This window comes from Bradyrhizobium sp. SPXBL-04, from assembly GCF_051853035.1.
Classification (GTDB): domain Bacteria; phylum Pseudomonadota; class Alphaproteobacteria; order Rhizobiales; family Xanthobacteraceae; genus Bradyrhizobium; species Bradyrhizobium zhanjiangense.
Genome location: NZ_CP182472.1, coordinates 5307827 through 5332444, shown reverse-complemented (window position 1 = coordinate 5332444; position 24618 = coordinate 5307827). Strand labels below are relative to the sequence as shown.

At 63.5% G+C, this 24618-nt stretch carries 27 protein-coding genes; 17 read left to right on the top strand and 10 right to left on the bottom strand.

Going from position 1 to position 24618, the window contains the following annotated elements; all coding sequences use genetic code 11:
* Window positions 1–100 precede the first annotated feature (100 nt).
* Window positions 101–409, top strand: a complete 309-nt coding sequence (locus ACNJX8_RS25460) for a hypothetical protein (RefSeq protein WP_245508636.1) — start codon at window positions 101–103, stop codon at window positions 407–409.
* A gap of 17 nt (window positions 410–426) precedes the next feature.
* Here the strand turns inward: ACNJX8_RS25460 and ACNJX8_RS25455 are convergent, their stop codons facing one another.
* Window positions 427–612 (bottom strand): hypothetical protein, encoded by a 186-nt coding sequence (locus tag ACNJX8_RS25455; RefSeq protein ID WP_128955451.1) that lies wholly within the window; start codon window positions 610–612, stop codon window positions 427–429.
* Window positions 613–829: 217 nt separating this feature from the next.
* Between ACNJX8_RS25455 and ACNJX8_RS25450 the strand changes: the two genes are divergently transcribed.
* The 7 genes from ACNJX8_RS25450 (at window position 830) to ACNJX8_RS25420 (ending at window position 4859) form a co-directional block, all read left to right on the top strand.
* Window positions 830–1429, top strand: a complete 600-nt coding sequence (locus tag ACNJX8_RS25450; protein ID WP_245473218.1) for a hypothetical protein — start codon at window positions 830–832, stop codon at window positions 1427–1429.
* Window positions 1426–1908, top strand: a complete 483-nt coding sequence (locus ACNJX8_RS25445; protein WP_439357147.1) for a hypothetical protein — start codon at window positions 1426–1428, stop codon at window positions 1906–1908. The genes ACNJX8_RS25450 and ACNJX8_RS25445 overlap by 4 nt, the downstream gene beginning before the upstream one ends.
* 404 nt (window positions 1909–2312) lie before the next feature.
* On the top strand, window positions 2313–2774 hold the full coding sequence (locus ACNJX8_RS25440; RefSeq protein ID WP_128938538.1) for a TerB family tellurite resistance protein: 462 nt from the start codon (window positions 2313–2315) through the stop codon (window positions 2772–2774).
* A 2-nt stretch (window positions 2775–2776) separates the two neighbouring features.
* Window positions 2777–3139 carry a hypothetical protein gene (locus ACNJX8_RS25435; protein ID WP_164939469.1) on the top strand — a complete coding sequence of 121 codons (363 nt, stop codon included), beginning with the start codon at window positions 2777–2779 and terminating at the stop codon, window positions 3137–3139.
* Window positions 3136–3774 (top strand): TerC family protein, encoded by a 639-nt coding sequence (locus ACNJX8_RS25430; RefSeq protein WP_128934489.1) that lies wholly within the window; start codon window positions 3136–3138, stop codon window positions 3772–3774. The genes ACNJX8_RS25435 and ACNJX8_RS25430 overlap by 4 nt, the downstream gene beginning before the upstream one ends.
* A 32-nt stretch (window positions 3775–3806) precedes the next feature.
* Window positions 3807–4391: a TIGR00645 family protein gene (locus ACNJX8_RS25425; RefSeq protein WP_091888732.1), complete on the top strand. Its 585-nt coding sequence runs from the start codon at window positions 3807–3809 to the stop codon at window positions 4389–4391.
* A 204-nt stretch (window positions 4392–4595) separates the two neighbouring features.
* The gene (locus ACNJX8_RS25420; RefSeq protein WP_439357146.1) at window positions 4596–4859 is read left to right on the top strand and encodes a hypothetical protein; all 264 of its coding nucleotides are present in this window, start codon (window positions 4596–4598) and stop codon (window positions 4857–4859) included.
* A gap of 2 nt (window positions 4860–4861) precedes the next feature.
* On the opposite strand, the gene ACNJX8_RS25415 is transcribed toward ACNJX8_RS25420, so the two are convergent.
* A complete protein-coding gene (locus tag ACNJX8_RS25415; RefSeq protein WP_439357145.1) occupies window positions 4862–5758 on the bottom strand; it encodes an alpha/beta hydrolase family protein in 897 nt (298 codons plus the stop codon).
* Between the two features lie 193 nt (window positions 5759–5951).
* On the opposite strand from ACNJX8_RS25415, the gene ACNJX8_RS25410 reads away from it, so the two are divergent.
* Genes ACNJX8_RS25410 through ACNJX8_RS25400 form a run of 3 tightly spaced genes read left to right on the top strand, consistent with a single transcriptional unit; the run spans window position 5952 to window position 9478 of the window.
* Complete coding sequence (locus tag ACNJX8_RS25410; RefSeq protein WP_439357144.1) at window positions 5952–7340, top strand: class II 3-deoxy-7-phosphoheptulonate synthase; 1389 nt, start codon at window positions 5952–5954, stop codon at window positions 7338–7340.
* Window positions 7341–7344: 4 nt separating this feature from the next.
* Window positions 7345–7698: a diacylglycerol kinase gene (locus tag ACNJX8_RS25405; RefSeq protein WP_128934485.1), complete on the top strand. Its 354-nt coding sequence runs from the start codon at window positions 7345–7347 to the stop codon at window positions 7696–7698.
* A gap of 22 nt (window positions 7699–7720) precedes the next feature.
* Complete coding sequence (locus tag ACNJX8_RS25400) at window positions 7721–9478, top strand: NAD+ synthase (RefSeq protein ID WP_439357143.1); 1758 nt, start codon at window positions 7721–7723, stop codon at window positions 9476–9478.
* 162 nt (window positions 9479–9640) lie between these two features.
* Here ACNJX8_RS25400 and ACNJX8_RS25395 read toward each other — a convergent pair whose 3' ends face one another.
* From ACNJX8_RS25395 to ACNJX8_RS25375, 5 genes are all read right to left on the bottom strand, one after another.
* Window positions 9641–10033, bottom strand: coding sequence for a cytochrome C oxidase subunit IV family protein (locus ACNJX8_RS25395; protein WP_164934451.1), 393 nt, complete (start codon window positions 10031–10033; stop codon window positions 9641–9643).
* 9 nt (window positions 10034–10042) lie between these two features.
* A complete protein-coding gene (locus ACNJX8_RS25390) occupies window positions 10043–10765 on the bottom strand; it encodes a heme-copper oxidase subunit III family protein (RefSeq protein WP_128934483.1) in 723 nt (240 codons plus the stop codon).
* 14 nt (window positions 10766–10779) lie between these two features.
* The gene (locus tag ACNJX8_RS25385) at window positions 10780–11484 is read right to left on the bottom strand and encodes a cytochrome c oxidase subunit 3 (protein ID WP_128934482.1); all 705 of its coding nucleotides are present in this window, start codon (window positions 11482–11484) and stop codon (window positions 10780–10782) included.
* A complete protein-coding gene (locus ACNJX8_RS25380; RefSeq protein ID WP_128934481.1) occupies window positions 11481–13259 on the bottom strand; it encodes a cbb3-type cytochrome c oxidase subunit I in 1779 nt (592 codons plus the stop codon). The genes ACNJX8_RS25385 and ACNJX8_RS25380 overlap by 4 nt, the downstream gene beginning before the upstream one ends.
* A 77-nt stretch (window positions 13260–13336) precedes the next feature.
* Window positions 13337–14170: a cytochrome c oxidase subunit II gene (locus tag ACNJX8_RS25375; RefSeq protein ID WP_128934480.1), complete on the bottom strand. Its 834-nt coding sequence runs from the start codon at window positions 14168–14170 to the stop codon at window positions 13337–13339.
* Window positions 14171–14710: 540 nt separating this feature from the next.
* Here ACNJX8_RS25375 and ACNJX8_RS25370 point away from each other — a divergent pair.
* Window positions 14711–15613 carry a DUF2189 domain-containing protein gene (locus ACNJX8_RS25370; protein WP_439357142.1) on the top strand — a complete coding sequence of 301 codons (903 nt, stop codon included), beginning with the start codon at window positions 14711–14713 and terminating at the stop codon, window positions 15611–15613.
* A 180-nt stretch (window positions 15614–15793) separates the two neighbouring features.
* On the opposite strand, the gene ACNJX8_RS25365 is transcribed toward ACNJX8_RS25370, so the two are convergent.
* Entirely contained in the window at window positions 15794–16981 is a 1188-nt protein-coding gene (locus ACNJX8_RS25365) for a DUF2865 domain-containing protein (protein ID WP_249761029.1), read from the bottom strand.
* A 143-nt stretch (window positions 16982–17124) separates the two neighbouring features.
* Entirely contained in the window at window positions 17125–17430 is a 306-nt protein-coding gene (locus tag ACNJX8_RS25360; RefSeq protein WP_439357141.1) for a hypothetical protein, read from the bottom strand.
* A 290-nt stretch (window positions 17431–17720) separates the two neighbouring features.
* Between ACNJX8_RS25360 and cysS the strand changes: the two genes are divergently transcribed.
* The 4 genes from cysS to ACNJX8_RS25340 all read left to right on the top strand — a co-directional run bounded on the left by cysS (window position 17721) and on the right by ACNJX8_RS25340 (window position 21804).
* Window positions 17721–19103, top strand: a complete 1383-nt coding sequence (cysS, locus tag ACNJX8_RS25355; RefSeq protein WP_439357140.1) for a cysteine--tRNA ligase — start codon at window positions 17721–17723, stop codon at window positions 19101–19103.
* Window positions 19104–19219: 116 nt separating this feature from the next.
* Entirely contained in the window at window positions 19220–19711 is a 492-nt protein-coding gene (locus ACNJX8_RS25350; protein ID WP_128945596.1) for a GNAT family N-acetyltransferase, read from the top strand.
* Complete coding sequence (gene cimA, locus ACNJX8_RS25345; protein WP_439357139.1) at window positions 19708–21306, top strand: citramalate synthase; 1599 nt, start codon at window positions 19708–19710, stop codon at window positions 21304–21306. The genes ACNJX8_RS25350 and cimA overlap by 4 nt, the downstream gene beginning before the upstream one ends.
* A 120-nt stretch (window positions 21307–21426) precedes the next feature.
* Entirely contained in the window at window positions 21427–21804 is a 378-nt protein-coding gene (locus ACNJX8_RS25340) for a VOC family protein (RefSeq protein ID WP_091888700.1), read from the top strand.
* Window positions 21805–21807: 3 nt separating this feature from the next.
* Here ACNJX8_RS25340 and ACNJX8_RS25335 read toward each other — a convergent pair whose 3' ends face one another.
* A complete protein-coding gene (locus tag ACNJX8_RS25335) occupies window positions 21808–22413 on the bottom strand; it encodes a TIGR00730 family Rossman fold protein (RefSeq protein WP_164934453.1) in 606 nt (201 codons plus the stop codon).
* Window positions 22414–22614: 201 nt separating this feature from the next.
* On the opposite strand from ACNJX8_RS25335, the gene ACNJX8_RS25330 reads away from it, so the two are divergent.
* On the top strand, window positions 22615–24573 hold the full coding sequence (locus tag ACNJX8_RS25330) for an ABCB family ABC transporter ATP-binding protein/permease (RefSeq protein ID WP_128945626.1): 1959 nt from the start codon (window positions 22615–22617) through the stop codon (window positions 24571–24573).
* The last annotated feature ends 45 nt before the right edge of the window (window positions 24574–24618 follow it).

The window sequence follows — 24618 nt, the reverse complement described above, 5'->3', positions numbered from 1 at the left end:
TTCACCCGTGCGGCCTTGGTTTTGGGGGCTTGACGTTTTGAGGTCTTGACGCGTTGTTCACGTTTTGTTCTTATGCTGCAACCATGATTGGGAGGCAGCGATGGACAACCGCATCAACGAAATCCGCAGAACCATTCGAGCGCTTCGTGTCAGCATGCTCGAGGCCGAAGCCATCATGCGTGAGCAGGTCGACCGGGACGAGGACTGCAGCTTCGTCGCGCAGGAAATCCTCAAGATGCGTTCGGTCATGAGCCTGCTCGTCAGGGAGCGTATAACGCTCGGCGATGACGAGCCGATCCTCGTCAACTGCCTCTACGTGCGGCGGCGCCGGCCGCCCCGAAAGTCATCGGCTGATCGTCTCCCGGAGTCGGGTAATATGCCTCCGCAACGCGTGGCGGCGGGAATCTGACCGGAGCAGGACGACCGTCATTCGAACGACTGGCGAGCGGCCCGTTCAGGTTTGCCGGACGGACTGTCCGCCCACTTCGCCATGTCCATCGTTCGCACGTCGATGCCTTCGCACCAGAGGCAGCTGAGCTCCGCGAGGCCCTTTGCCGAAAGCATCGGGACAAGTCCGTGGCCGCAGCCGGCGCAAGGCGTGACATGATTCATGCGGTTCTCCACGATACCCGAATTCGGGACGACATTTCGTTGCCGAAGCTTGCGTGGGCGTTATGACGGAGCAGGAGCACTCGTGCCTGAGATCGTCGAGGCTGCGATCCAGCGCGCCCCTTAGACGTTCATTTACCCTTCAGTGCTGGAACCCACACATAAGTTACATCTCTTAACTCGACACGGCTAGGTTGCGCCCGATATTTGGGTGCAGATCATGGGCCGCTTCGTTCTTTTCACATGTATGGCGTTCGTCACGACCTTCGTAGGCATCTCCTGGGCGATGCGTGGCTTTCCCATGACCGTCTCTTCCTCTTCGCCGGTCGGCCAGTTGAAGCCGACACTCACGGCCTCGTTTGGCGACGAGAGTGCCAAGGCCTATGAACGCAAGGCGTGGGAAGCCAAGCACACGCTGCAAAGCGACAAGGATCCGCAACTCGATGCGCTGCGAATGGACGCGCTGCAGGCAGGCGCCGCCTACGCAATGTCGCCGTGCGACAGGATGATGAAAGCGAACCTCATCGCGGCAACGTCAGCCTATGCGCGGGGCTACATGAAGATTCTTGACTGTCCAAATCCGCTACTGGCGATGTTCTGTAGCGAAAAGAAGCACGATCGGGCCAACGCCGCGTACTCGACGCCGCTGGACGTTCGCGTCCAGGCGCAGCTCGCCGAGGCGTTTGAACAAAAAGGTATCGTCGAGGAGGATTTTCCGGAGGAGATCCGCCTCACGGTGCTCCAGTTTGCCGGGCCCGGCCTATGGTCCGATCCGTCTCCTGTATGCCTGCCGAAGCAACGCGGGACGAACGCGAGATGAGCCGTGCCTGGTTCATCCTCTGGGCCCTCGTCGTCTATCAGGTCGCCGCATGGGCATTCGCACCGCAAAAGTCACCTCAGCCCGCACCTCCAATCGACGGTCCGGGCTACGGGTCCAACGAAGCGATCTTCGTGGAAGGGAGAGTAAGCAAACGCCGTGCGGTCGCGCGGGCATTGGAGCGCCCCTATGGATCGCGCTGCGCCGGCGAGGGGCGGAAGCAGTTCATCAGCTCGGTCGGCGAATATTACTACCATCGTCAGAACGACGCCGAACGTTATCCTGAAACCTTCGGCAAACCCGGTGCGGACTACATCGCCATGCAATGGTCGACCGGCGAGGACAAGCGCATCGATCGCCTGACGCAGGAAGCTTATGCCCAAGGCTATCTGCAACCGTCGGACTTTGGCGCCGTAGCGCGCAAGGCAGTCGAAACCGTCGTCAGGAGCGAGCGCGTCACGGTTCGATCCTGCGCCAGCTGAAATCGGCGGAACGGCCTCCCAGTCCTGCGTTGTATTACAAGCACGAGCCGTCATCCTTCGAGGCTCGGCTTGCGATGCGTTCGCATCGCAAACCTGCCTCAGGATGACGGTTCGGTAACGGTGCCGCGCGACTCGGCCTGCTCGCCGCCCCATGGAACCGATGCGGCGGCTGGTCGCAGTCGTGTCGCCTTGATTCCGACAGGTCCGTCTTTATTTCTTGCGTGAACAAGAATCCGGGCCCCTCTGGCGAGGACGCCGACGATGTCGGCAAACCTCGTGATGTCGGATGACCTGTCCCGCGCGAATGCGATGGATCGGCCGATCGTCGGGCCTTCTTCGGTTCTCTCCGACCAGTCGCTCCATCGCAGCTCCGTGCGGCCATTTCGCAAGATCGAGGAGCAACGATGTCTGACGCCAAGCATTCAAATCCGAACGAGATCGAGATCGCGGATCCGTCCAGCCTGAACGAGCAGGCTGCGGCGGCGCTGGTCATTGCCGGCGCACTGGTCGCCGTGGCCGACCGGCGCGTTTCGCCGGTCGAGCGCGACGAAGTGATCCGCTTCGTCCGGGATCGCGGATTGGCGCCTCATATCGACGACGAAAGGCTGCTTGCGATGTTCGACGCACTCGCCGAACGACTCGAGGAGCCGGATTTTGCCAACGTCGTGATCGAGACGCTGCGGCCGGTATCGGACATGCCGCTGTCGTCTCATCTGATGGAGTTGTCGGAGCGCGTCGCGGCCGCTGACGAAGACGTCCATCCTCATGAGGTGCAGGCGATCAAGCTGTTGCGCCTGCTGACGCTGGCGCTGCCGCGCGCAAAGCGGGTCGTACCGGCCGCGCACCGCGCCGCCGCCGAGGAATGAACATGACTACTGCCTCGGACGAGCGTACGACGGGAGCCGAGGGGGCTGCCAGCCAGATGGCCGGCGGCGATCCGCGCCTCGACAAACTCGTCAATTGCCTGCCGCCGCGCGTGGGCGACACCGTCACCTATCTGCTCAAGCCGTCGAGCCGCTGGGTCAGGATCCCCTCGGGCGCACTGCTCGTCGTCGGCGGCGTGTTCTCCTTCCTGCCGATACTGGGTGTCTGGATGCTGCCACTCGGCCTCGCGCTGCTTGCGGAGGACGTGCCCGCGTTGCGCTCCTCACGTTCGAAGGTCCTGGACTGGGTCGAGCGGAAGAAGCCGCAATGGCTCGATCCGTCCGCATCGAAGCATGATCGATCATGACTGAACTCATCACCACAGAGGCGCTGGCCGCGCTGCTTCAGGTCGTCCTGATCGACCTTGTGCTGGCCGGCGACAACGCCGTCGTCATCGGCCTTGCCGCGGCCGGGCTGCCGGCCGAGCAGCGCCGGCGCGCCATCGTGGTCGGCATCGTCGCCGCTACTGCGCTCCGCATCGTCTTCGCCGGCGTTGCGACCCAGCTCCTGCAAGTGATCGGCCTCCTGCTCGCCGGCGGCGTGCTGCTGCTCTGGGTCTGCTGGAAGATGTGGCGCGAGCTGCGCGAGCGGGCCGCGCATTCGCGTCAGCTTGCATTCAGCCATGGCGGCGGCGCGAGCGACGCACCTGTGCCGCATAAGACTTTCGGGCAGGCGGCCTTGCAAATCGTCGCCGCCGACGTCTCGATGTCGCTCGACAACGTGCTCGCGGTCGCGGGCGCCGCGCGCGAGCATCCCTACATCCTTGCGTTCGGCCTGCTATTGTCGGTGGCGATGATGGGCGTTGCCGCAGACCTGCTCGGCCGCGTGCTGCAGAAGCAGCGCTGGATCGCCTATGTCGGTCTCGCCATCATCGTTTACGTCGCCTTCGAGATGATCTATCGCGGCTCGCTCGAGCTCGCGCCTGTCATCGCGAGTCTCTAAGGCGCGTTTCCTGTCTCACTCCGGAGTGATCAATGACGTCTGAAACCAAAGCACTTTCGGCGCATTCCGCGCCAGCGCCGCAGATCGGTCCGTTTGCGCAGCTCATCTTTGGCTCGCGCTGGCTGCAAGTGCCGCTCTATGTCGGCCTGATCATCGCGCAGGGCGTTTATGTGCTGCTATTCCTGAAAGAGCTCTGGCACCTGGTCGCGCACTCGTTCGACGCCAGCGAGCAGCAGATCATGCTGGTCGTGCTCGGGCTGATCGACGTCGTCATGATTTCGAACCTGCTGGTGATGGTGATCGTCGGCGGCTACGAGACCTTCGTCTCCCGGCTGAACCTGACCGGTCATCCCGACGAGCCGGAATGGCTGAGCCACGTCAATGCCAGCGTGCTCAAGATCAAGCTGGCGATGGCGATCATCGGCATTTCCTCGATCTCGCTGCTCAGGACCTTCATCGAGGCGGGCAATCTCGGCACGACGCGCAGCAATTTCACCGAGAGCGGCGTGATGTGGCAGGTGCTGATCCACCTGACCTTCATCATCTCGGCGATCGGCATCGCCTGGGTCGACCGCCTCAGCGAGAGCGGCCATCGCAAGGAGGCACGCCACGGCTGACGAACCTGGCCGTTTGATACCTCCCGAGCGGCCAAGCCTGGAGCCCGCCTGATCGCGCGATCAGGCGGGCTCACTTTTCCGGATCGATCAAATTGTCTGCAATCCGCACAGTAGCGGCAAACCCTGCGAACAAGAAACGTGCGGCCTTAAACCTTGACTTTGGAACGCGCGTGCATCCTCCCGGCAAAAGGGCAGGGCATCCGCATGTCTATTCTCAGGGAGATCGTCGCCGCGATCGCAGGAGTGTACGCGCTTCTGTTCGTCTGCGACGCATTGTTCGGGGTCGGCGAGGCACGCTTCGACGACGCCTATTTCCGCGCCAGCTTCTACGCGCCGCGGCCGAAGGAATTTCGCTTTGCGAGCGATACGCCGCCGGCGGTGCGTGTCAGCGAGGCATTTGCGCAATTCGCGCCGGGCGAAACGAGGCCGAACAGGCGTTACTCGTCGCTGACGACGATCATCCGCTGACGTCACTCACCCTGGATCCATTCCGCGACGCCGTGCCACAGCGTATCGCGGTGATCGGGGCGGAAGAAGCCGAAATGGCCGATGGCCTTGGCGCCGACATCGGACGGTTTGACGGTCAATACCTCCGGCTTGATCGCGGTGAACCCGCTCGTGAGCAACTCGACCGCGGGGCGCGTCGCCCAGGGATCGTCGGAGAAGCACAGCGCGCGCAATTGGCCCTTGAACCTGGCAAAGTTATCCAGCGCCGGCAGCCGTGAATCGAAGAGGTAGCGGGGGCTCGAGACCCACTGGGCCCATTGCAGGAAAACGCCCTTGGGCAAATCCTCGCCAATGCCGGCCCAGCCGGGCGCGTAGCCGAGCGCGTGGACCAGCGGCACGCCGACAAAATTCATGAAGGCGAAGACGCGATATTTCTCCGGCGAGGTCATCAGCCGCCAGGTCGCGGCCTGCGAAGCCACGAAGGCGGCGCGCGAGATGTCCGTGTTGTTGGCGATCAGCCCGAGCGCCTGGCCGCCGAACGAGTGGCCGACATAGGCAAGGGGCAGGGTGTGGTAGCGCTCGCGCATCCAGCCTACCGCGGCGGTGACGTCGAGAGCGGCCCAGTCGGACATCGAGGCCTTGAAGCCGACCAGCGATTTCGGCCGGTTGTGGCCGACCATCGCCGGCAGCCGGGAATCGCCGATGCCGCGATAGTCGTAGGTCAGGACGGCGCAGCCGCGATGTGCGAGATAGGAGGCGAAGCCGCGGTAGATTTTTCGCGGGACGGCGGTGGCGGAGTTGATCAGCACGGCATGGCGCTTGGCGCCGCGCGGCACAAACAGGGTGCCGGTCAAGGCATACCCGTCGGTCGCCGGGAAGCTGATCTCGTCGATGAAAACGTCGTCCAGTGCCGCGTCCATGGGCAGAAGGTGTCCTGCCGGTTTACTTACCAGTTTCCTTGCCGTTCCCAGCAAATGCGAATTTGGCTTTGCCCGCAAGGGTTTGCAATGCGGAATGGATTTACAACTGGCGGGCCGGGGCCAGCCTGTGTATAAGGCGGCCCTCGCAACCCACAGATCAGGTTGCACTTTTTTGCTTCACGGAGAGATTGCGATGTCCGAGCGGTGGACGCCCGAGTCCTGGCGCAGCAAGCCGGTGCTACAGGTGCCCGATTATCCCGACGCCAAGGCTTTGGCTGACGTCGAGGCGCAGCTTGCGACCTTTCCGCCGCTGGTGTTCGCCGGCGAGGCACGCAACCTGAAGAAGGCGTTGGCGCGGGTTGCGGCCGGCGAGGCCTTCCTGCTCCAGGGCGGCGACTGCGCCGAGAGCTTTGCCGAGCATGGCGCCAACAACATCCGCGACTTCTTCCGCGTGCTGCTCCAGATGGCGGTGGTGCTCACTTACGCCGGCGCCGTCCCCGTGGTGAAAGTCGGCCGCATCGCCGGCCAGTTCGCAAAGCCACGGTCGTCGCCGACCGAGAATGTGAACGGCGTCGAGCTGCCGAGCTATCGCGGCGACATCGTCAACGACATCGCCTTCACCAAGGAAGCGCGCGTGCCGGATCCGCAGCGCCAGCTGATGGCCTATCGCCAGTCGGCCGCGACGCTGAACCTGCTCCGCGCCTTCGCCACCGGCGGCTATGCCAATCTCGGCAGCGTGCACCAATGGATGCTCGGCTTCCTGAAGGATAGCCCGCAGTCCCGCCGCTACAAGGAATTGGCCGACCGCATCTCGGACGCGCTGAACTTCATGCGCGCCTGCGGCCTCGACCTCGAGGCCCATCCCGAGTTGCGCGCCACTGACTTCTACACCAGCCATGAGGCGCTGCTGCTCGGCTACGAGCAGGCCCTGACCCGCGTCGATTCCACCACCGGCGACTGGTACGCGACCTCGGGCCACATGATCTGGATCGGCGACCGCACCCGCCAGCTCGATCACGGCCATATCGAATATTTCCGCGGCATCAAGAATCCGATCGGGCTCAAATGCGGCCCCTCGCTCAAGCCCGACGAATTGCTCAAGCTGATCGACGTGCTCAACCCCGACAACGAGCCCGGCCGGCTGACGCTGATCGGCCGCTTCGGCGCCGACAAGATCGGCGAGCATCTGCCCAACATGATCCGCGCCGTGCAGCGCGAGGGCAGGGTGGTGGTCTGGTCGTGCGATCCCATGCACGGCAACACCATCACCTCGACATCAGGCTATAAGACGCGCCCCTTCGACCGCATCCTGTCCGAGGTGAAATCGTTCTTCGCGATCCACGGCGCCGAAGGCACCCATGCCGGCGGCGTGCATCTGGAGATGACCGGCCAGGACGTCACCGAATGCCTCGGTGGCGCCCGCGCCATCACCGACGAGGATCTCAACGACCGCTACCACACGGTTTGCGATCCCCGCCTCAATGCCGAGCAATCCATCGATATGGCTTTCCTGATCGCCGAGCTGCTGAAGCAGGAACGTGCCGGCAAGGCCAAGCCGATGCCGGCCGCAGCGGGGCTCTAAGATCTTGCTGCGGATCTGGAAGGCCACGATCAATTCCCGGAACGGTCTGGCCTTTGCGTTTCGATCGGAGCAGGCCGTCCGCGAGGAGATCTTTGCGCTCCTGCTGTCGCTGCCGCTGGCCTGGTTCATCGGCGCGACCGCGATGCGCGCGGTCGAGCTGGTTTGTGCGGTCGCGTTCGTGCTGGTGGTCGAGCTGCTCAACACCGCGATCGAAAAACTCGCCGACCGCCTCACCATGGACCACGACAAGCAGATCGGCCGGGTCAAGGACATGGGCTCGGCCGCGGTCGGCGTTGCGCTGCTGATGGCCGGCGCGTTCTGGATCTTTGCGCTCGTCGAGCGATTGGGTTTCGTCTAACGAGGATCGAATAAGGGCGCCCATGACCGAACGTCTCAACGCATTCGCGGTCACGCTCGCCCAGCTCAATCCGAGCGTGGGCGATATCGAGGGCAACGCCGCCAAAGCGCGCTCGGCGCGCGCGCGAGCCGCCGCCGACGGCGCCGATCTCGTGCTGTTTCCGGAACTGTTCATCGCCGGCTATCCGCCGGAGGACCTGGTGCAGAAGCCCGCGTTCCAGGCCGCCTGCCGCGCCGCGATCGAGACGCTGGCGCGCGAGACCGCGGACGGTGGTCCGGCGATGCTGGTCGGCGCGCCCTGGGTCGAGGAGGGCAGGCTTTACAATGCCTGTGCGCTGCTCGAGGGCGGCCGTATCTCCGCGCTGCGCTTCAAGTGCAATCTGCCGAACTACGGCGTGTTCGACGAGAAGCGGCTGTTTTCGCAGGGCCCTGCCGCCGGCCCTGTGACGGTGCGCGGCGTGCGCATCGGCGTGCCAATCTGCGAGGACATCTGGCTGGAGGAGTCCGAGGACTATGAGAACGTGGTCGAGACGCTGGCCGAAACCGGCGCCGAGATCATCCTGGTGCCGAACGGCTCGCCTTACGCCCGCGACAAGAACGACGTTCGCCTGTCGGTCGCGGTGGCGCGGGTCACCGAAAGCGGGCTGCCGCTGGTCTATCTCAATCAGGTCTGCGGCCAGGACGAGCTGGTGTTCGACGGCGCCTCCTTCGTGCTCAACGGGGACCTCTCACTTGCGGCACAGTTGCCGGCGTTCGAAGAGAGCATCGTCACGCTGCGCTTCACCAGAAACGGCGACGACTGGCGCTGCACGGGTCCGATCGCCGAGCAACCCGAAGGTGACAAGGCCGATTACGCCGCCTGCGTGCTGGGCCTGCGCGATTACGTCGCCAAGAACGGCTTTCCGGGCGTGCTGCTCGGTATCTCCGGCGGCATCGATTCCGCGCTGTGCGCCGCGATCGCGGTCGATGCGCTCGGCGCCGATCAGGTGCATGGCGTGATGCTGCCTTATCGCTACACCGCAGCACACTCGGTTGCGGATGCCGGCGAACTCGCCGGCCATCTCGGCATCCGCTACGAGGTTTTGCCGATCGCCGAAGCCGTCAACGGGTTCGAGACCATCCTGTCCGGCATCTTCAAGAACCTGCCGCCTGACATCACCGAGGAGAATCTCCAGGCCCGCACCCGCGGCACGCTCTTGATGGCGATCTCCAACAAGACCGGCTTGATGGTGGTGACGACCGGCAACAAGTCCGAAATGTCGGTCGGCTACGCCACGCTCTATGGCGACATGAACGGCGGCTTCAATCCGATCAAGGACATCTATAAGACGCAGGTGTTTCGGCTGGCGGCACTGCGCAATTCCTGGAAGCCGGAAGGCGCGCTCGGGCCCGCCGGCGAGATCATTCCGCCCGATATCATCACGCGGCCGCCGACCGCGGAGTTGCGCGAGAACCAACGTGATGAGGACTCGCTGCCGCCCTATGACGTGCTCGATGCCATCCTGGAACGCCTGGTCGAACGCGAGGAGCCGCTTGATCAAATCATCGCGGCCGGCTTCGACCGCGACACCGTCACCCGCATCGACCATCTCCTCAATGTCGCCGAATACAAGCGCCGCCAGGCCGCACCCGGCGTGAAGGTGACACCTAAGAATTTCGGCCGCGATCGCCGCTATCCCATCACCAACCGTTTTCGTGACAAGGGCGATCCCTTGCCGGCGGCGGATGAGGCGCTGGTGTCACGTGGGAGCCGCGCTTCGATTGACGCGTTCGAGGGGTAGCACTGGAGAGAGACGGGCAGTCTCGCTACAAGTCCATCTGTCATCATCCGCGAAGGCGGATGATCCAGTACTCCGCGGCGGACATTGTAGAAACCGACTTCTCCCGCGGAGTACTTGATGCCCCGCCTTCGCGGGGCATGACAGTGAGAACTCGGATTGCCGCTACGACGGGGTTGCGAAGAAGAGCACCCGAAGGAAGTGGGTGTATTCGGATTCGAGCACCATGATCGACACAAATACCAATACCGCAATCGGCGGCAGCAGGATGGCATAGGCCAAGGCCAGTCGCTCCCAGGCCATGTGCATGAAGACCGCGACGATCAGGCCGGCCTTCAACACCATGAACAGCAGGATCAGCGACCATCTGAGATAGCCATGTAGGCCAAAGTAGTCGACGAGGTAGGAGCACGTGCTGAGGACGAACAACCAGCCCCAGACCACGAGGTAGAGCTTGATCGGGTGCTGTTGACCCTTGGCGTGAACGGCTCCCGTTGCGATTGCGCTATGCACCGGAGCGTGAAGCTGTCCTTCCATGTGTACCGCCGCGTTTGTCATGCGCCGACCTCACCAAAGATAGAAGAATGCAAAGATGAACACCCACACGAGATCGACGAAGTGCCAGTACAGGCCCATGATCTCGACGATCTCGTAGTACCCCTTGCGGCTCGTGAAGAAGCCGCGCCTCTCGACGTCGAAGTCGCCGCGAAAGACCTTCCGCGCAATGGCGATCAGGAAGATCACGCCGATCGTCACATGGGTGCCGTGGAAGCCGGTGATCATGAAGAAGCTCGCACCAAACTGCGGGGCACCCCATGGATTGCCCCAGGGACGAACGCCCTCCATGATCAGCTTGGTCCATTCGAAGGCCTGCATTCCGACGAAGGTTGCGCCGAAGGCTGCCGTGGCCAGCATCAAGGCCGCGGTTCTGACGCGATCGCGGCGGTAGCCGAAATTGACGGCCATCGCCATGGTGCCGCTGCTGCTGATCAGGATAAACGTCATGATGGCGATCAGGATCAGCGGAATGTGCTTGCCGGCGATGTTGAGGGCGAAGACCTCGCTGGGATTGGGCCAGGGCACGGTCGTCGACATCCGCGCCGTCATGTAGGAGAGCAGGAAGCAACTGAAGATGAAGGTGTCGCTGAGGAGGAAGATCCACATCATGGCCTTGCCCCAGGACACGTTCTTGAAGGCGCGCTGATCGGACGCCCAGTCGGCGGCGATGCCGCGCCAGCCTTCAAGCCGCGCAGGCGATTGGCCCGGATTTGTCAGCATGGTCGCAGCCATCTGGTCTCGCCTCCCTAGCTCAGCAATTGGCGGCAGATGTTGACGAAATCGTCGGTCCAGCCCGTGAGAAGACCGAGCAGGACGAGCCAGACCAGCAGCAGGAAGTGCCAGTAGATGGCGCACAGCTCCACGCTCAAGCGCATGTCGGCGATCTCGGCGCCGCGCCACATCTTGGCTGAGGTTCGGCCCAAGGCCACCAGACCGCCCGTCAGATGCAGCCCGTGCACTGCGGTCAACAGGTAGAAGAAGGAATTCGCCGGATTGGACGCCACGAAATATCCGGCAGCCCCGAGCCGTTGCCAGGCCAGGAGCTGTCCGGCAAGGAAGATCACGGCAGATGCTCCGCCAGCGAGCAGGCCGATCATGACGCCTTCAGCATCGTCTCGGCGTGCCGCCACATACGACCATTGCAGCGCGACGCTGCTCAGGACCAGGACGCCGGTGTTGACCCACAGCAGTCGCGGTATCGGCAGCGGCCGCCAGTCCACCACGCTCATGCGCATCGAGTAGGCGCTGATGAAGAGGACGAATAATGCGCTCGCGACGGCGAGAAACACGCCAAGTCCGACCTTCGCTGCCGGCCAGGTCATGGCATCGCCGCCCGGGAAGTCACCGATCGGGCCTTCCTCCAGCCATGGCTTGGCCGTCAGCCGCTGCTGCGACAGCCACCATCCGGCGATCACCGCAAGCACAGCCAGGAACAGGATGATGGCGCTCACGAAGCAGCTCCCTGAACGCGCTGCGTCGCGTGCGGCGGCTGGTTCTGCGGTATGAAGTCCTCCGCGGCTCCGGGCACACTGTAGTCATAGGCCCAGCGGTACACGACCGGGAGCTCCTTGCCCCAATTGCCGTGCCCTGGAGGCGTCTCCGGCGTCTGCCACTCCAGCGTCGTCGCCCGCCAGGGGTTGCCGCCCGAGGCCTCACCTTTGAACAAGCTCCAGGCCAGATTGAACAGGAACACCATCTGGCTGAAGCCGACGGTCAAGGCCACCACGGAGATGAAGGCGTTCAGCGAATGGGCCGAGGACGGGATGAAGGCCGCATCCCCGAGTTCGAAATACCGGCGCGGAACCCCGAGCAGTCCAAGGTAGTGCATGGGGAAGAAGATCAGGTAGGCGCCGAGGAAGGTGACCCAGAAGTGAAACTTGCCGAGAGCCTGGTTCAGCATCCGCCCCGTGATCTTGGGGTACCAATGATAGATCGCGCCAAGCACGACCATGATCGGCGCCACGCCCATCACCATGTGGAAATGCGCGACCACGAACATGGTGTCCGAGAGGGGCACGTCCACGACGACGTTGCCGAGGAAAAGGCCGGTGAGCCCGCCGTTCACGAAGGTGATGATGAAGCCGAGGGCGAACAGCATCGGCACCGTGAGATGGATGTCGCCGCGCCACAGGGTCAGCACCCAGTTGTAGACCTTAATCGCGGTGGGGATTGCGATGATGAGCGTCGTGGTGGCAAAGAAGTACCCGAATTGCGGGAACATGCCGCTCACATACATGTGGTGCGCCCATACGATGAAGCTGAGCGCGCCGATGGCCACGATGGCCCAGACCATCATGCGGTAACCAAAGATGTTCTTGCGCGCATGCGTGCTGATCAGATCGGAGACGATGCCGAAGGCGGGCAGGGCGACGATATAGACTTCGGGGTGGCCGAAGAACCAGAACAGGTGCTGGAAGAGCAGCGGGCTGCCGCCGCCATATTTCGACAGCGTGCCCATCTCGACGAGCGAAGGCATGAAGAAGCTGGTTCCGAGCAGACGGTCGAGCAGCAGCATGACCGAGGCAACGAACAGGGCAGGGAATGCCAAGAGCGCCATCACGGTCGCCGTGAAAATGCCCCACACCGTCAGCGGCAAGCGCATCAACGTCATGCCGCGGGTGCGCGCCTGGAGCACCGTGACCACATAGTTCAGTCCGCCCATGGTGAAGCCGATGATGAACAGGATCAGGGACGACATCATGAGAATGATGCCCCAATCCTGCCCGGGCGTTCCGGAGAGGATCGCTTGCGGCGGGTATAGCGTCCAGCCGGCGCCGGTGGGGCCGCCGGGCACGAAGAAAGTCGAGGCCAGCACCAGGACTGCGAGCAGGTAGACCCAGTAGCTCAGCATGTTCACATAAGGGAAGACCATGTCCCGGGCGCCGACCATCAGCGGGATCAGGTAGTTGCCGAAACCGCCCAGGAACAACGCCGTGAGCAGATAGATCACCATGATCATGCCGTGCATGGTGATGAACTGGAGGTACTGGTTGGCATCGATGAAGGAGAAGGTGCCGGGAAATCCCAGTTGCAGCCGCATCAGCCACGACAGCACCAGGGCCACCAGCCCAATAGCCGTGGCCGTCAGCGAATACTGGATGGCGATCACCTTGGCGTCCTGCGAGAAGACATATCGCGTCCACCAGCTCCGCGGATGATAGAGCTCGACATCAGGCACTTCGGCAGGCGGAATGCCGGGGATCCCTTCATATGGAATATCGACCATAGAAACCTCCTCGGTCGTTTCCATCGGGGCGAGGCGTTGGCCTCATGCTCCCGATCTATTTTCGCGGCGGCAGCTTGCTACTTGCCGCCGGATTGGTACGTCGCCTTCACGACGGCTTTTGCCGGCGACAATTCTGCAAACGTTTTTTGTTGCTCCAGCCAAGCGTGATATTCACGCTCTTCGTCGACGATGACCTTGGCGCGCATCTGATAGTGAGCAGCGCCACAAAGCTCCGCACAGAGAACATCGAACGTTCCGGTTCGGATCGGCGTTATCCAGAAATAGGTCACCATGCCTGGAACCATGTCCATCTTGGCCCGGAATTCGGGCACGTAGAAATCGTGCAGGACATCAACCGAGCGGAGGAGAACCTTGACCGGCTTTCCCACTTGAAGGTGTAGCTCGCCGTTCTCGATCACGACGTCGTCCTGCGCGTGTTGGTCGTCATGATTGAGTCCCATCGGATTGTCGGAGGCGATGTTGCGGACATCGGATGTGCCCAATTGCCCATCCTTGCCCGGAAGGCGGAAGCTCCATTGCCATTGCTGCCCCATGACCTCGACCTCGGTGGCACCCGCTGGCACCGTCACGAACTGGTGCCAGACCACGAGGCCAGGCGCCAGCATGGCCGCGACGCCGACGCCGGTCCCGACGCTCAGCCACCATTCGAGCTTTTTGTTTTCCGGATTGTAGTCGGCCCGTCTTCCCTCTTTGTGGTGAAAGCGGAAGACGCAGTAGGCCATGAAGGCGATGACCGCGACGAAAACAAAGCCCGTGATCCAGAACGTGATGTTGATGGTGTGGTCGATATAGGCCCAGTTCGTGGCGATCGGTGTCCACCACCACGGGCTGTAGAGGTGAAACAGCACGGAGCCGATCGCGACCAGAAGCAATATCAGTGCGACAGCCATCCTGATCCATCCTTGCCACTGAAGGCTACGGATACGAATCCAGGGCGGAGCTCATGTCTGTCGCGATGGCTGGCCTTTCTTGGTCGGCATTCGTGCCATCGCCGGCCTCTTGCTTCGCCCATTCCACTGGTCGCAAAATCAAGGGAACGCTCGCGACCATCAATCTCATCGGAGCTAAGGGCGTCTGTGTCTAAAATGATCCCAGCCTAATCCGGCGTCAATAGAGCATATCGGCGTGTCAACGCGCGGCGTGGGCGTTGCCGTCGCCCGGCAAGTCGACAAAAGCATCAGGTGCGCTCAGCGTCCGGGGTGATGCAACGCACAAATCAGGTCGCACAATTCACCCAACCGTGAGTGCAGCCGTGCTCCGCGCGCGCTAAGCTTGCGGGGCAGGTCGCGACGGGTTCCGTCCGGCCAGGCTCGTTCGATGAACCTGGGTTGCCGTACTCGACCCATCGCGTTTCCTGCTCATCCGGCGGACACGCGTGGCTGGAAAGCGCGTGTTATCGAAACCGCGATTTTCAGCACGGAGGTCCGTTCATGGCCACTCTGTACTCCCACGACATCAGGCGGCACGTATTCGGCGAAGCGGCCTCCTATCCCATTCGCAAGATCAGCTTGTCCGACCTGTCCGACGCCCTGCGCCTGGGTTGGGAGGACTTCCAGGCGATGCCGAGTCACGCGATCGTCGTGTGCGTGATTTATCCCGTTCTCGGTCTCGTCCTGTTCAGGATGGTGCTCGGCTATTCGGTGCTGCCGCTACTGTTTCCGCTGGCCGCCGGCTTTGCCTTGGTCGGACCTTTTGCCGCGATCGGTCTCTACGAGCTCAGCCGTCGGCGCGAGCGCGGTGAGGAGGTCGATGCATGGGATGCGATCAAGGTGCTGCGCGCACCCTCGTTCGGCGCCATGGTAGAACTCGGCGTGCTCCTGCTGGTCCTGTTCGGGGCCTGGATCGGTGTCGCGAACGCAATCTATGTTGCAATCTTCGGTCACGCGGCGGCCGCCAGCATTCCCGACTTCACAACGCGCGTGCTGACGACACCGGAAGGCTGGTCGCTCATCATCGTCGGTTGCGGTGTCGGCTTCCTGTTTGCGGTTGTGGCGCTGTGCGTCAGCGTCGTGTCATTTCCGTTGATGCTCGACCGACATGCGACTGCGATCGACGCGATCCGCACGTCGCTTCGAGCGGTCGCTGCGAATCCGGTTGCGATGGCCGGATGGGGCCTCATCGTGGCGGCGCTGCTCGTGATCGGCTCGCTGCCGCTCTTCGTCGGCCTCGCTGTCGTTCTGCCAGTGCTCGGTCATGCCACCTGGCACCTCTATCGGCGGGTGGTCGAGCCGAATCCGAACCCACCGGACGCACCGCCGCCGCCCCCGAAGGGAAAGCGCTACGCAGCAGACTTCCCGGCCAATCTCTTCCCGTGGAGCCGCGAGGGCGAGTAGTAGCGCGCGTTTGAGGGATAACGGTTGCGCGTGAGACGGGCGATTGTGCCCCTGGATTGCTGTCATCATCCGCGAAAGCGGATGATCCAGTACCCTGCGGCGCTGCTTGTGTGCACGACTGGCGTCACGGAGTACTGGATGCCCCGCCTTCGCGGGGCATGACAGTAAAAGCAGGGCTGCCTACTTCTGCTGCTGCGGCAGGAAGGTCGGGCCGACCGAGCGGATCGGCTTGTTCTCGGAGTTGGCAGTGGCGGCGGTATCCGCCGGCGGCGGCGCGGCCGGCGCTGTGGCGGTCGTCGGCGCCGGAGCTGGGCCCTTCTTGGCATTCGCAGGCGTGCCCTTGTTGAGCCGCTGCTGCTGCATCTTCCTGGCGCTCTCTTCGGTGACGATGATGTCGCCCTGCTGCTCGGCCGCCGCCTTGTCGTCCGCCGATTTCAACGCATCCGCCCAGGTCTGGCCTGCGGCCTTACAGGAGCAGGACGGGTTGAACTCGCTGCGGAACTTGAATGCGGTCGGCAGCGCCGTGTAGGGCTGGCCGCCGATCGAGACCGCCGAGTTCATGTCTTCGCCGGGATTGCGATGGGCGTAGAGCACGGCTTCCGCGGCCGGGCACAGCGCCTTGCAGGTCTTCTCGTCATCGGGGAAGCGTGCCGGCACGGTCGCAAACGAGATCGGGAAATAGGCGCCGTCGCAGGTGCGCACGCACACGGTGCGGAAGGTGCCGGATTGCGGGCCGAGATCGGCGGGCGGCACGGCTTGCGGATTGCCCGCGCTATTGCCGCCGAACAAATTGCTGAGGAAGTTGCCGCCGCCTTGTGATTGCGCAGCGTTGGCATATTGGGGGCCGCAGTTGTTCTGCGCCAGCGCCGCCAGCACCGAGCGGCGCTGGTTGTCGCGCTCGGGGCTGAAGCCGCCGGGGCCGCCGCCGCGCAGCCGCTCGAGATTGCCGGTGATCTGGTCCAGATTGGCGCGCATCTGCTGGATCTGGGTGTTGACCGGGCCGCATTGCGCCGACTGGCCGTTGAACAGCGAGAAGAAGCCGGAGGAATCGCAGCCCATGCGCTTGGCCTGCATGGTGACGCGGTCGAGCTCGGCCTGCTGACGGCTCTGCGAATCCTGGTAGCGGCGGATCTGCTCTTCGCGCGCGGGGTCACCGCCGCCGCCGCGGTCGAGCGCGGCGAGCTGGCCTTCCAGCCGCACGCACATCGGATTGGGGCCGAGCCCGTTCTGGCCGGGCTGAGGCGGCGGCCCCGGCGGGCCCGCCTGCGCGAAAGCGTCGGTGGCGAGCACGACCGTGCTCAGGAGCAGGGTGCAGGCAAGGAGGAAGCGGGCACGAGGCAGGGACAACAATTCAGGCATATCCGCCATTCTAGCGAGGTCACGGCCCAATGTGACTTTCCAAGTGACTTTGGAGGGCCGAAGCGCGCCATCCAATAGCCGCTTCCTGCGGCATCGTCACGTCGTTTCAAGGGCCAAAGATTGGGCCTAAGGTCCGCCAGCTCCGAGCGAATTCAGCGCTGGCAGGTGATTGCGACATATACGTCGCAACGGCGATGGGAGCAGTTTGCGCCGGATTTGGGGACGGAGCCGGTAATTTCGTCGGGATCGACCCGGCGATAGGCCGAGGCCTGGGCAAAATCCCGTGACTGGCAATAGGTGCGCGCGACGGAGGCGCCGCATTTGTCGCCCTTGGCCAAGCACTGGTCGACGCCGTAGCCGTCCGCCTGGTTGGCGATGATGAAGACGCGGGTCTCGGCACAAGCGCTGGATGCCGCAATGATGGAGGCGCCGAAAATGAGCGCGAGCAAGGATCGCATGAAAACACCGGGGGCAAAAAAGGAACCGCCAGTTCCAGAATGGGCTCAAATGGTTAAGGATCATGAACCATCAGGACGAGCCGGGCGCTTTGCGGAGATAAAACGGCGTTTTCGCGGCTCTCTTGACGCGGGGCCGCCTCATAGCCCATATGTGGCCGCATGAACGGTCTCCTCGCCATTTGCGCCATTTGCCGCGAGATTACGAGCTAGCGATTCGCTGGCTGGAGCCGTCTTTTCTCAAAAAACATTGAGAGCCCTGGACGCCCGGCCAACAGCCGACGGGTATCCATATGGAATTGCGCCTTTACGACACGTTGAGCCGGGAAAAGCGGACTTTTGTACCGCTCGATGCGAAGAATGTCCGTATGTATGTCTGCGGACCGACCGTCTATGACTTCGCCCATATCGGCAATGCACGGCCGGTGATCGTGTTCGACGTGCTGTTTCGGCTGCTGCGCCATCTCTATGGCGAGGCGCATGTCAAATATGTCCGCAACATCACCGACGTCGACGACAAGATCAACGACCGCGCCGCGCGCGATTTTCCCGGCCTGCCGCTGAACGAGGCCATTCGCAAGGTCACGGAGGAGACGGGCCGGCAGTTTCATGCCGACGTTGATGCGCTGGGCGCGCTGCGGCCGAGCGTCGAGCCGCGCGCGACCGAGCATATCGGCGAGATGCGCGAGATCATCGAGAAGCTCGTCGCCGGGGGCTTTGCCTATGTCGCCGAAGACCATGTGCTGTTCTCGCCGCAGGCGATGAACGCGGCCAATGCAGGCCTGCCGCGCTATGGCGCGCTGTCCAATCGCTCGCTGGACGAGATGGTCGCCGGCGCCCGTGTCGATGTCGCGCCCTACAAGAAGGGCAATACCGACTTCGTGCTGTGGAAGCCGTCCAAGCCCGGCGAGCCGTCATGGCCGTCGCCGTCCGGCATCGCCGCGCAGGGACGCCCGGGCTGGCACATCGAGTGCTCGGCGATGGCCTGGAAGCACCTCGGCGAGCATTTCGACATCCATGGCGGCGGCATCGATCTCGTGTTTCCGCATCACGAGAACGAGGTCGCGCAGACCTGCTGCGCTTTCCACCAGCAGCGCATGGCGAACTACTGGATGCACAACGGCTTCCTCCAGGTCGAGAGTGAGAAGATGTCGAAGAGCCTCGGCAACTTCATCACCATCCATGAGCTGCTGCAGGATTGGCCGGGCGAGGTGTTGCGTCTGAACATGCTGAAGACGCATTACCGCTCGCCGATCGACTGGACCATGAAGTCGCTGGAGGAGAGCGCCAAGACGCTCGACGATTGGTATCGCGTCGCGGCCGACGTCGAGCCCGGCAGGCCGGCGGCATCCGTGGTCGAGCCGCTGCTCGACGACCTCAACACGTCCCTGGCGATCGCGGCGCTGCACGGCCTCCGCGGTACCGACGTGAACGCCTTGGCAGGATCATTGCGGCTACTCGGTTTCCTCTCCGAGAGCGCTGCGCAATGGGAAGGCCGCAAGCAGCAGGCGAGCGGCATCGATGCGAAGGAAGTCGAGCGCCTGATCGCGGAGCGGACGGCTGCGCGTGCGCGCAAGGACTTTAAGGAATCCGACCGCATCCGCGATCTGCTCACCGCGATGGGCGTTGCGATCAAGGACTCCAAGGAAGGAACCACCTGGGAGATTGCGCGATGAAGCGGCCCGACACGCCTTTCCCGCGGCACTGGCTCTATTACATCGTACTGAAAATCGCGCTGCTCGCTGGCGCCGTAGCGCTGGTGCTGAAACTCTATGGGATGTGGTGAAGACCGATGGGACAGACTTTGCCAAAACCCGGCTTGCGGCCGTTCCTGCCTGATGATGTGCCGGTGCTCGCCGCGATCTTCGCCGCCAGCATCGAGGAGCTGACCGGTGACGACTATAGCGAGGCGCAGCAGCAGGCCTGGATGGAGACGGCGGAAAGCGAAGAGTTCGGCAAGCGGCTCGCCGCCGACCTAACCCTGGTCGCGACGCTGGAAGGCTCGCCCATCGGTTTCGCCTCGTTGCGCGGCAACGATCACATCCGCATGCTCTATGTGCATCCGGGAGTGAGCGGGCAGGGCGTTGCGACCATGCTGGTCGATGCGCTGGAAAAGCTTGCCGGCGGCCGAGGTGCCACGAGCCTCTCGGTCGACGCCAGCGACACCGCGCAGGGCTTCTTCGCCAAGCGCGGCTACATCGCCCAGCAGCGCAACAGCGTCACCATCAACGACGAGTGGCTCGCCAACACCACCATGAAGAAGACGCTCGGAGCGGGGCAATGAGCAGGGAGCGTCTCTATCTCTTCGACACCACGCTGCGCGACGGCGCGCAGACCAACGGTGTCGATTTCACGTTGGCCGACAAGCAGGTCATCGCGGCGATGCTCGATGACCTCGGCATCGACTATGTCGAGGGCGGCTATCCCGGCGCCAATCCGCTCGACAGCGAATTCTTTGCGACCAAGCCCAAGCTCGCCCATGCGCGCTTCACCGCCTTCGGCATGACGCGGCGGGCCGGGCGCTCGGTTTCCAACGATCCCGGCGTCGCCGGGCTGCTGGAAGCAAAGGCCGACGCGATCTGCTTCGTGGCGAAGTCATCGGCCTATCAGGTGCGCGTCGCGCTGGAGACGACGAAGGAGGAAAACCTCGCCTCGATCCGCGACAGCGTTGCGGCGGCGAAAGCCGCCGGCCGCGAGGTCATGCTCGACTGCGAGCATTTTTTCGACGGCTACAAGGAAGACGCGGCATTCGCGCTCGCCTGCGCCAAGGCCGCTTATGAGGCCGGGGCACGCTGGGTGGTGCTGTGCGACACCAATGGCGGCACCATGCCTGATGAGGTCGAGGCCATCGTCACCGAGGTGACGAGGCACATTCCCGGCGATCATGTCGGCATCCACGCCCATAACGACACCGAGCAGGCGGTGGCCAATTCGCTCGCCGCGGTGCGCGCTGGTGCGCGGCAGATCCAGGGCACGCTGAACGGCCTTGGCGAGCGCTGCGGCAACGCCAATCTCTGCTCGCTGATCCCGACTCTGAAGCTGAAGAAGAATTTTGCCGACGCCTTCGAGATCGGCGTCACGGCCGAGAAGCTGGCAACGCTGGTCAAAGTCTCGCGCACGCTCGACGACATGCTCAACCGTGTGCCGAACCGGCACGCGGCCTATATCGGCGAGAGCGCCTTCGTCACCAAGACCGGCATCCATGCCTCCGCCGTGCTGAAGGATCCGCAGACCTATGAGCACATCCTGCCGGAATTGGTCGGCAATCACCGCAAGGTGCTGGTCTCCGACCAGGCCGGGCGCTCCAATGTCATCGCCGAGCTCGATCGCGCCGGCATTCCTTACGAGAAGAGCGATCCGAAGCTGACGCGCCTCGTCGAGGAATTGAAGGCACGCGAGGCGGCGGGATACGCCTATGAATCCGCAAACGCCTCGTTCGAGCTTCTGGCGCGCCGGACGCTCGGCAAGGTGCCGCATTATTTCGAGGTCGAGCAGTTCGACGTCAATGTCGAGCAACGCTACAATTCGCACGGCGAGCGCGTCACCGTCGCTTTGGCCGTGGTCAAGGTCGACGTCGCCGGTGAGCGCCTGATTTCGGCCGCCGAAGGCAACGGTCCCGTCAACGCCCTCGACGTCGCCTTGCGAAAGGACCTCGGCAAGTACCAGAAGTACATCGAGGGCCTGAAACTGATCGACTATCGTGTGCGTATCCTCAATGGCGGCACCGGCGCGGTCACGCGCGTCTTGATCGAGAGCGAGGACGAGAACGGCGACAGCTGGACCACGGTCGGCGTGTCCCCGAACATCATCGACGCCTCGTTCCAGGCGCTGATGGATTCGGTGATCTACAAGCTCGTGAAGTCGGGCGCGCCGGCGTAAGCGACGGCGGCGCAACAGCGCCGTCATTGCGAGCGAAGCAATCCAGAATCCCTCCGCGGACACACGCTGGATTGCTTCGCTACGCTCGCAATGACGAGGAGGAGAGAGGGAGCGCGACCAATGATCGACCACATCTCCGTCGGCGTCAGCGATCTCGATCGCGCCGCGAAATTCTATGAAGCCGCGCTTGCCGCGCTCGGCCTCACGCGCCTGGTGACCCGGCCGCGGACTATCGGCTTCGGCAAGGCCTATCCGGAGTTCTGGATCAACTTGCGTGAGGGCATGCCGCGCGTCGCGCCGGAGAGCGGCGTGCACATCTGCCTGCGGGCGAAGACGACTGGAGAGGTCGACGCGTTTCACGCCGCCGCGCTGTCGGCCGGTGGTGCCTCCGACGGCGCGCCGGGCATCCGCCCGCACGATCGCGTGCGCTATTATGCGGCCTTCGTCACCGACCCCGACGGTAACCGGATCGAGGCGGTGACGTTTCCGAGCGAGTAGCCGTTAAAGCCTGCGTGCCACTTCCGGTGCGAGCTGCTTTTCTGCCTCGGCGACCTGGGCGGCTGCCGTCTTCAGCTTCGGCAGAATCTCTTCGACCCGATCGGCCTTGAGGATGTCGATCGAAAGGCCGGCGCGGATGAACTCGGTCTGGCGCATGTGCGACAAGAGCGAGAACAGCGGCTCCCAGAAATTGTCGATGTTGGCGAGCAGCACCGGCTTGGCGTGACGGCCGAGCTGCTTCCAGGTCATTTGCTCGACCAGCTCCTCCAGCGTGCCGACGCCGCCCGGCAGCGCCACGAAGGCGTCGGAGCGTTCGAACATCAGCCGCTTGCGCTCGTGCATGTCGGGGGTGACGATCATCTCCTGCACGCGCGTCAGCGCGTTTTCGCGCAGCCGCAGGAAGTCGGGGATGATGCCGGTGACGGTGCCGCCGTGATCGAGCACGGAGGTTGCGACCGCGCCCATCAGGCCGAGCGAGCCGCCGCCATAGACCAGGCGGATGTTGTTTTCGGCGAGTGCCTTGCCGAATGCCTTGGCGCCTTCGGTGAAGCGGGGATTGGTTCCTGGGCCGGAGCCGCAATAGACACAGACGGTTTTGATTGTGCTCATTGGTGCCATGATGCATTGCAACGAAGAGGCGTCAAGCCCAATCGGTGATTCGGATCACCCGGAAATCTACCGGTAAATGGCGACAAACAATCAAAGATTCGCCATCTGGTGGGGTGCGCGGACATCGGGAAGGCTCTATATGACGAGCGAAAATCGTTAATGGTAGCGACGCCCGCATCCGGCGGGCTTTCAGGCTTCTTGATGGACCAACCTCAATCGTTCGACGGCGCCGACGTTCCTGATCCTCCTGCGGGGGGACCATTGGAGCGGGCCACGCTGATGGGCACGTTGGCGCATCTGTGGCCCTATATTTGGCCGGGCGACCGCTTCGATCTGAAGATGCGGGTGGTCTGGTCGCTGGTGCTGCTGCTCGCCGCCAAGCTGATCACGCTCGCCGTGCCGTTCAGCTTCAAATGGGCGACGGATGCGCTGACCGGCGCCAACACCGCGCCGGTGCAGGCGGACAACTGGCATCTCTGGGTGATCGCCCCGCCGCTGCTGCTCACCGCGAGCTACGGCGCGATGCGCATCCTGATGGCGGTGCTGACGCAATGGCGCGACGGCATCTTCGCGCGCGTCGCCATGCATGCGGTGCGCAAGCTGGCGACCATCACCTTCATTCACATGCACGAGCTGTCGCTGCGCTTCCACCTCGAGCGCAAGACCGGCGGCCTGACGCGCGTGCTCGAGCGCGGCCGCGAGGGCATCGAGGTCATCGTGCGCATGGTGATTCTGCAGCTGATCCCGACCATCGTCGAGGTCTCGCTGCTGATGGCCGTGCTGCTCTGGCAGTTCGATTGGCGCTACGTGGTCGCGACCCTGATCACGGTCACGTTCTACATGTACTACACCTACATCGCGACCGAGTGGCGGATCGGCATCCGCCGCAAGATGAACGATTCCGACACCGAGGCGAACACCAAGGCGATCGACTCGCTGCTCAATTACGAGACGGTGAAGTATTTCGGCGCCGAGGCGCGCGAGGCACGACGCTACGACAAGTCGGTGGAGCGGTACGAGGAGGCGAGCGTCCGCACCTATACTTCGCTCGCAGTGCTCAACACCGGCCAGGCCGTGATCTTCACGCTCGGTCTGACCACGACCATGCTGATGTGCGCGATCGGCGTGCGCAACGGCACCAACACGGTCGGCGATTTCGTGCTGGTCAACGCCATGATGATCCAGCTCTATCAGCCCCTGAACTTCATGGGCATGGTCTACCGCGAGATCAAGCAGGCGATCATCGACATCGAGAAAATGTTTGGTGTGCTGGGCCGCGAGGCCGAGATCAAGGACGCGACCGATGCGCAGCCGCTGGTCGTCTCCGCCGGCACCGTGCGCTTCGAGGACGTGCGCTTTGCCTATGAGCCGACGCGGCCGATCCTGAAGGGCATCAGCTTCGAGGTGCCGGCCGGCAAGACGGTTGCGATCGTGGGACCGTCGGGCGCGGGCAAGTCGACAATCTCGCGTCTGCTGTTCCGTCTCTACGACGTCTCCGGCGGTAAGATCCTGATCGACGGCCAGGACATTCGCGAGGTTACGCAGGGTTCGCTGCGCGCCTCGATCGGCATGGTGCCACAGGACACTGTGCTGTTCAACGACACCATCCGCTACAACATCCGCTATGGCCGCTGGGACGCCAGCGATGCGGAGGTCGAGGAGGCGGCGCGGCTGGCGCAGATCGACCACTTCATCCGCCTGGCGCCGAAGGGCTACGAGACCCAGGTCGGCGAGCGCGGCCTCAAGCTGTCCGGCGGCGAGAAGCAGCGCGTCGCGATCGCGCGCACCGTCTTGAAGGCACCGCCGATCCTGGTGCTCGACGAGGCCACCTCGGCGCTCGACACCCACACCGAGCACGAGATCCAGGGCGCGCTCGACCGCGTCGCCAAGAACCGCACCTCGCTGGTGATCGCGCACCGGCTCTCGACCATCGTCGGCGCCGACGAGATCATCGTGCTGGACCAGGGCCGCATCGCCGAGCGCGGCACCCACGCAAAACTGCTCGCACAGGCCGGCCTCTATGCCAGCATGTGGAACAGGCAGCGCGAGGCCGAGGAGGCACGGGAGAAACTGGCCAAGATGGCCGACGCCAGCGAGGCGCCCAACCGGCAGCCGCCGCCGGTCGATGACGTCCTAACGGCGCCTGCGGCGGCGGAGTGACCTTGTCTCCGGTCCCAACTCTGGCCTAAACAACTCCACCGCGCG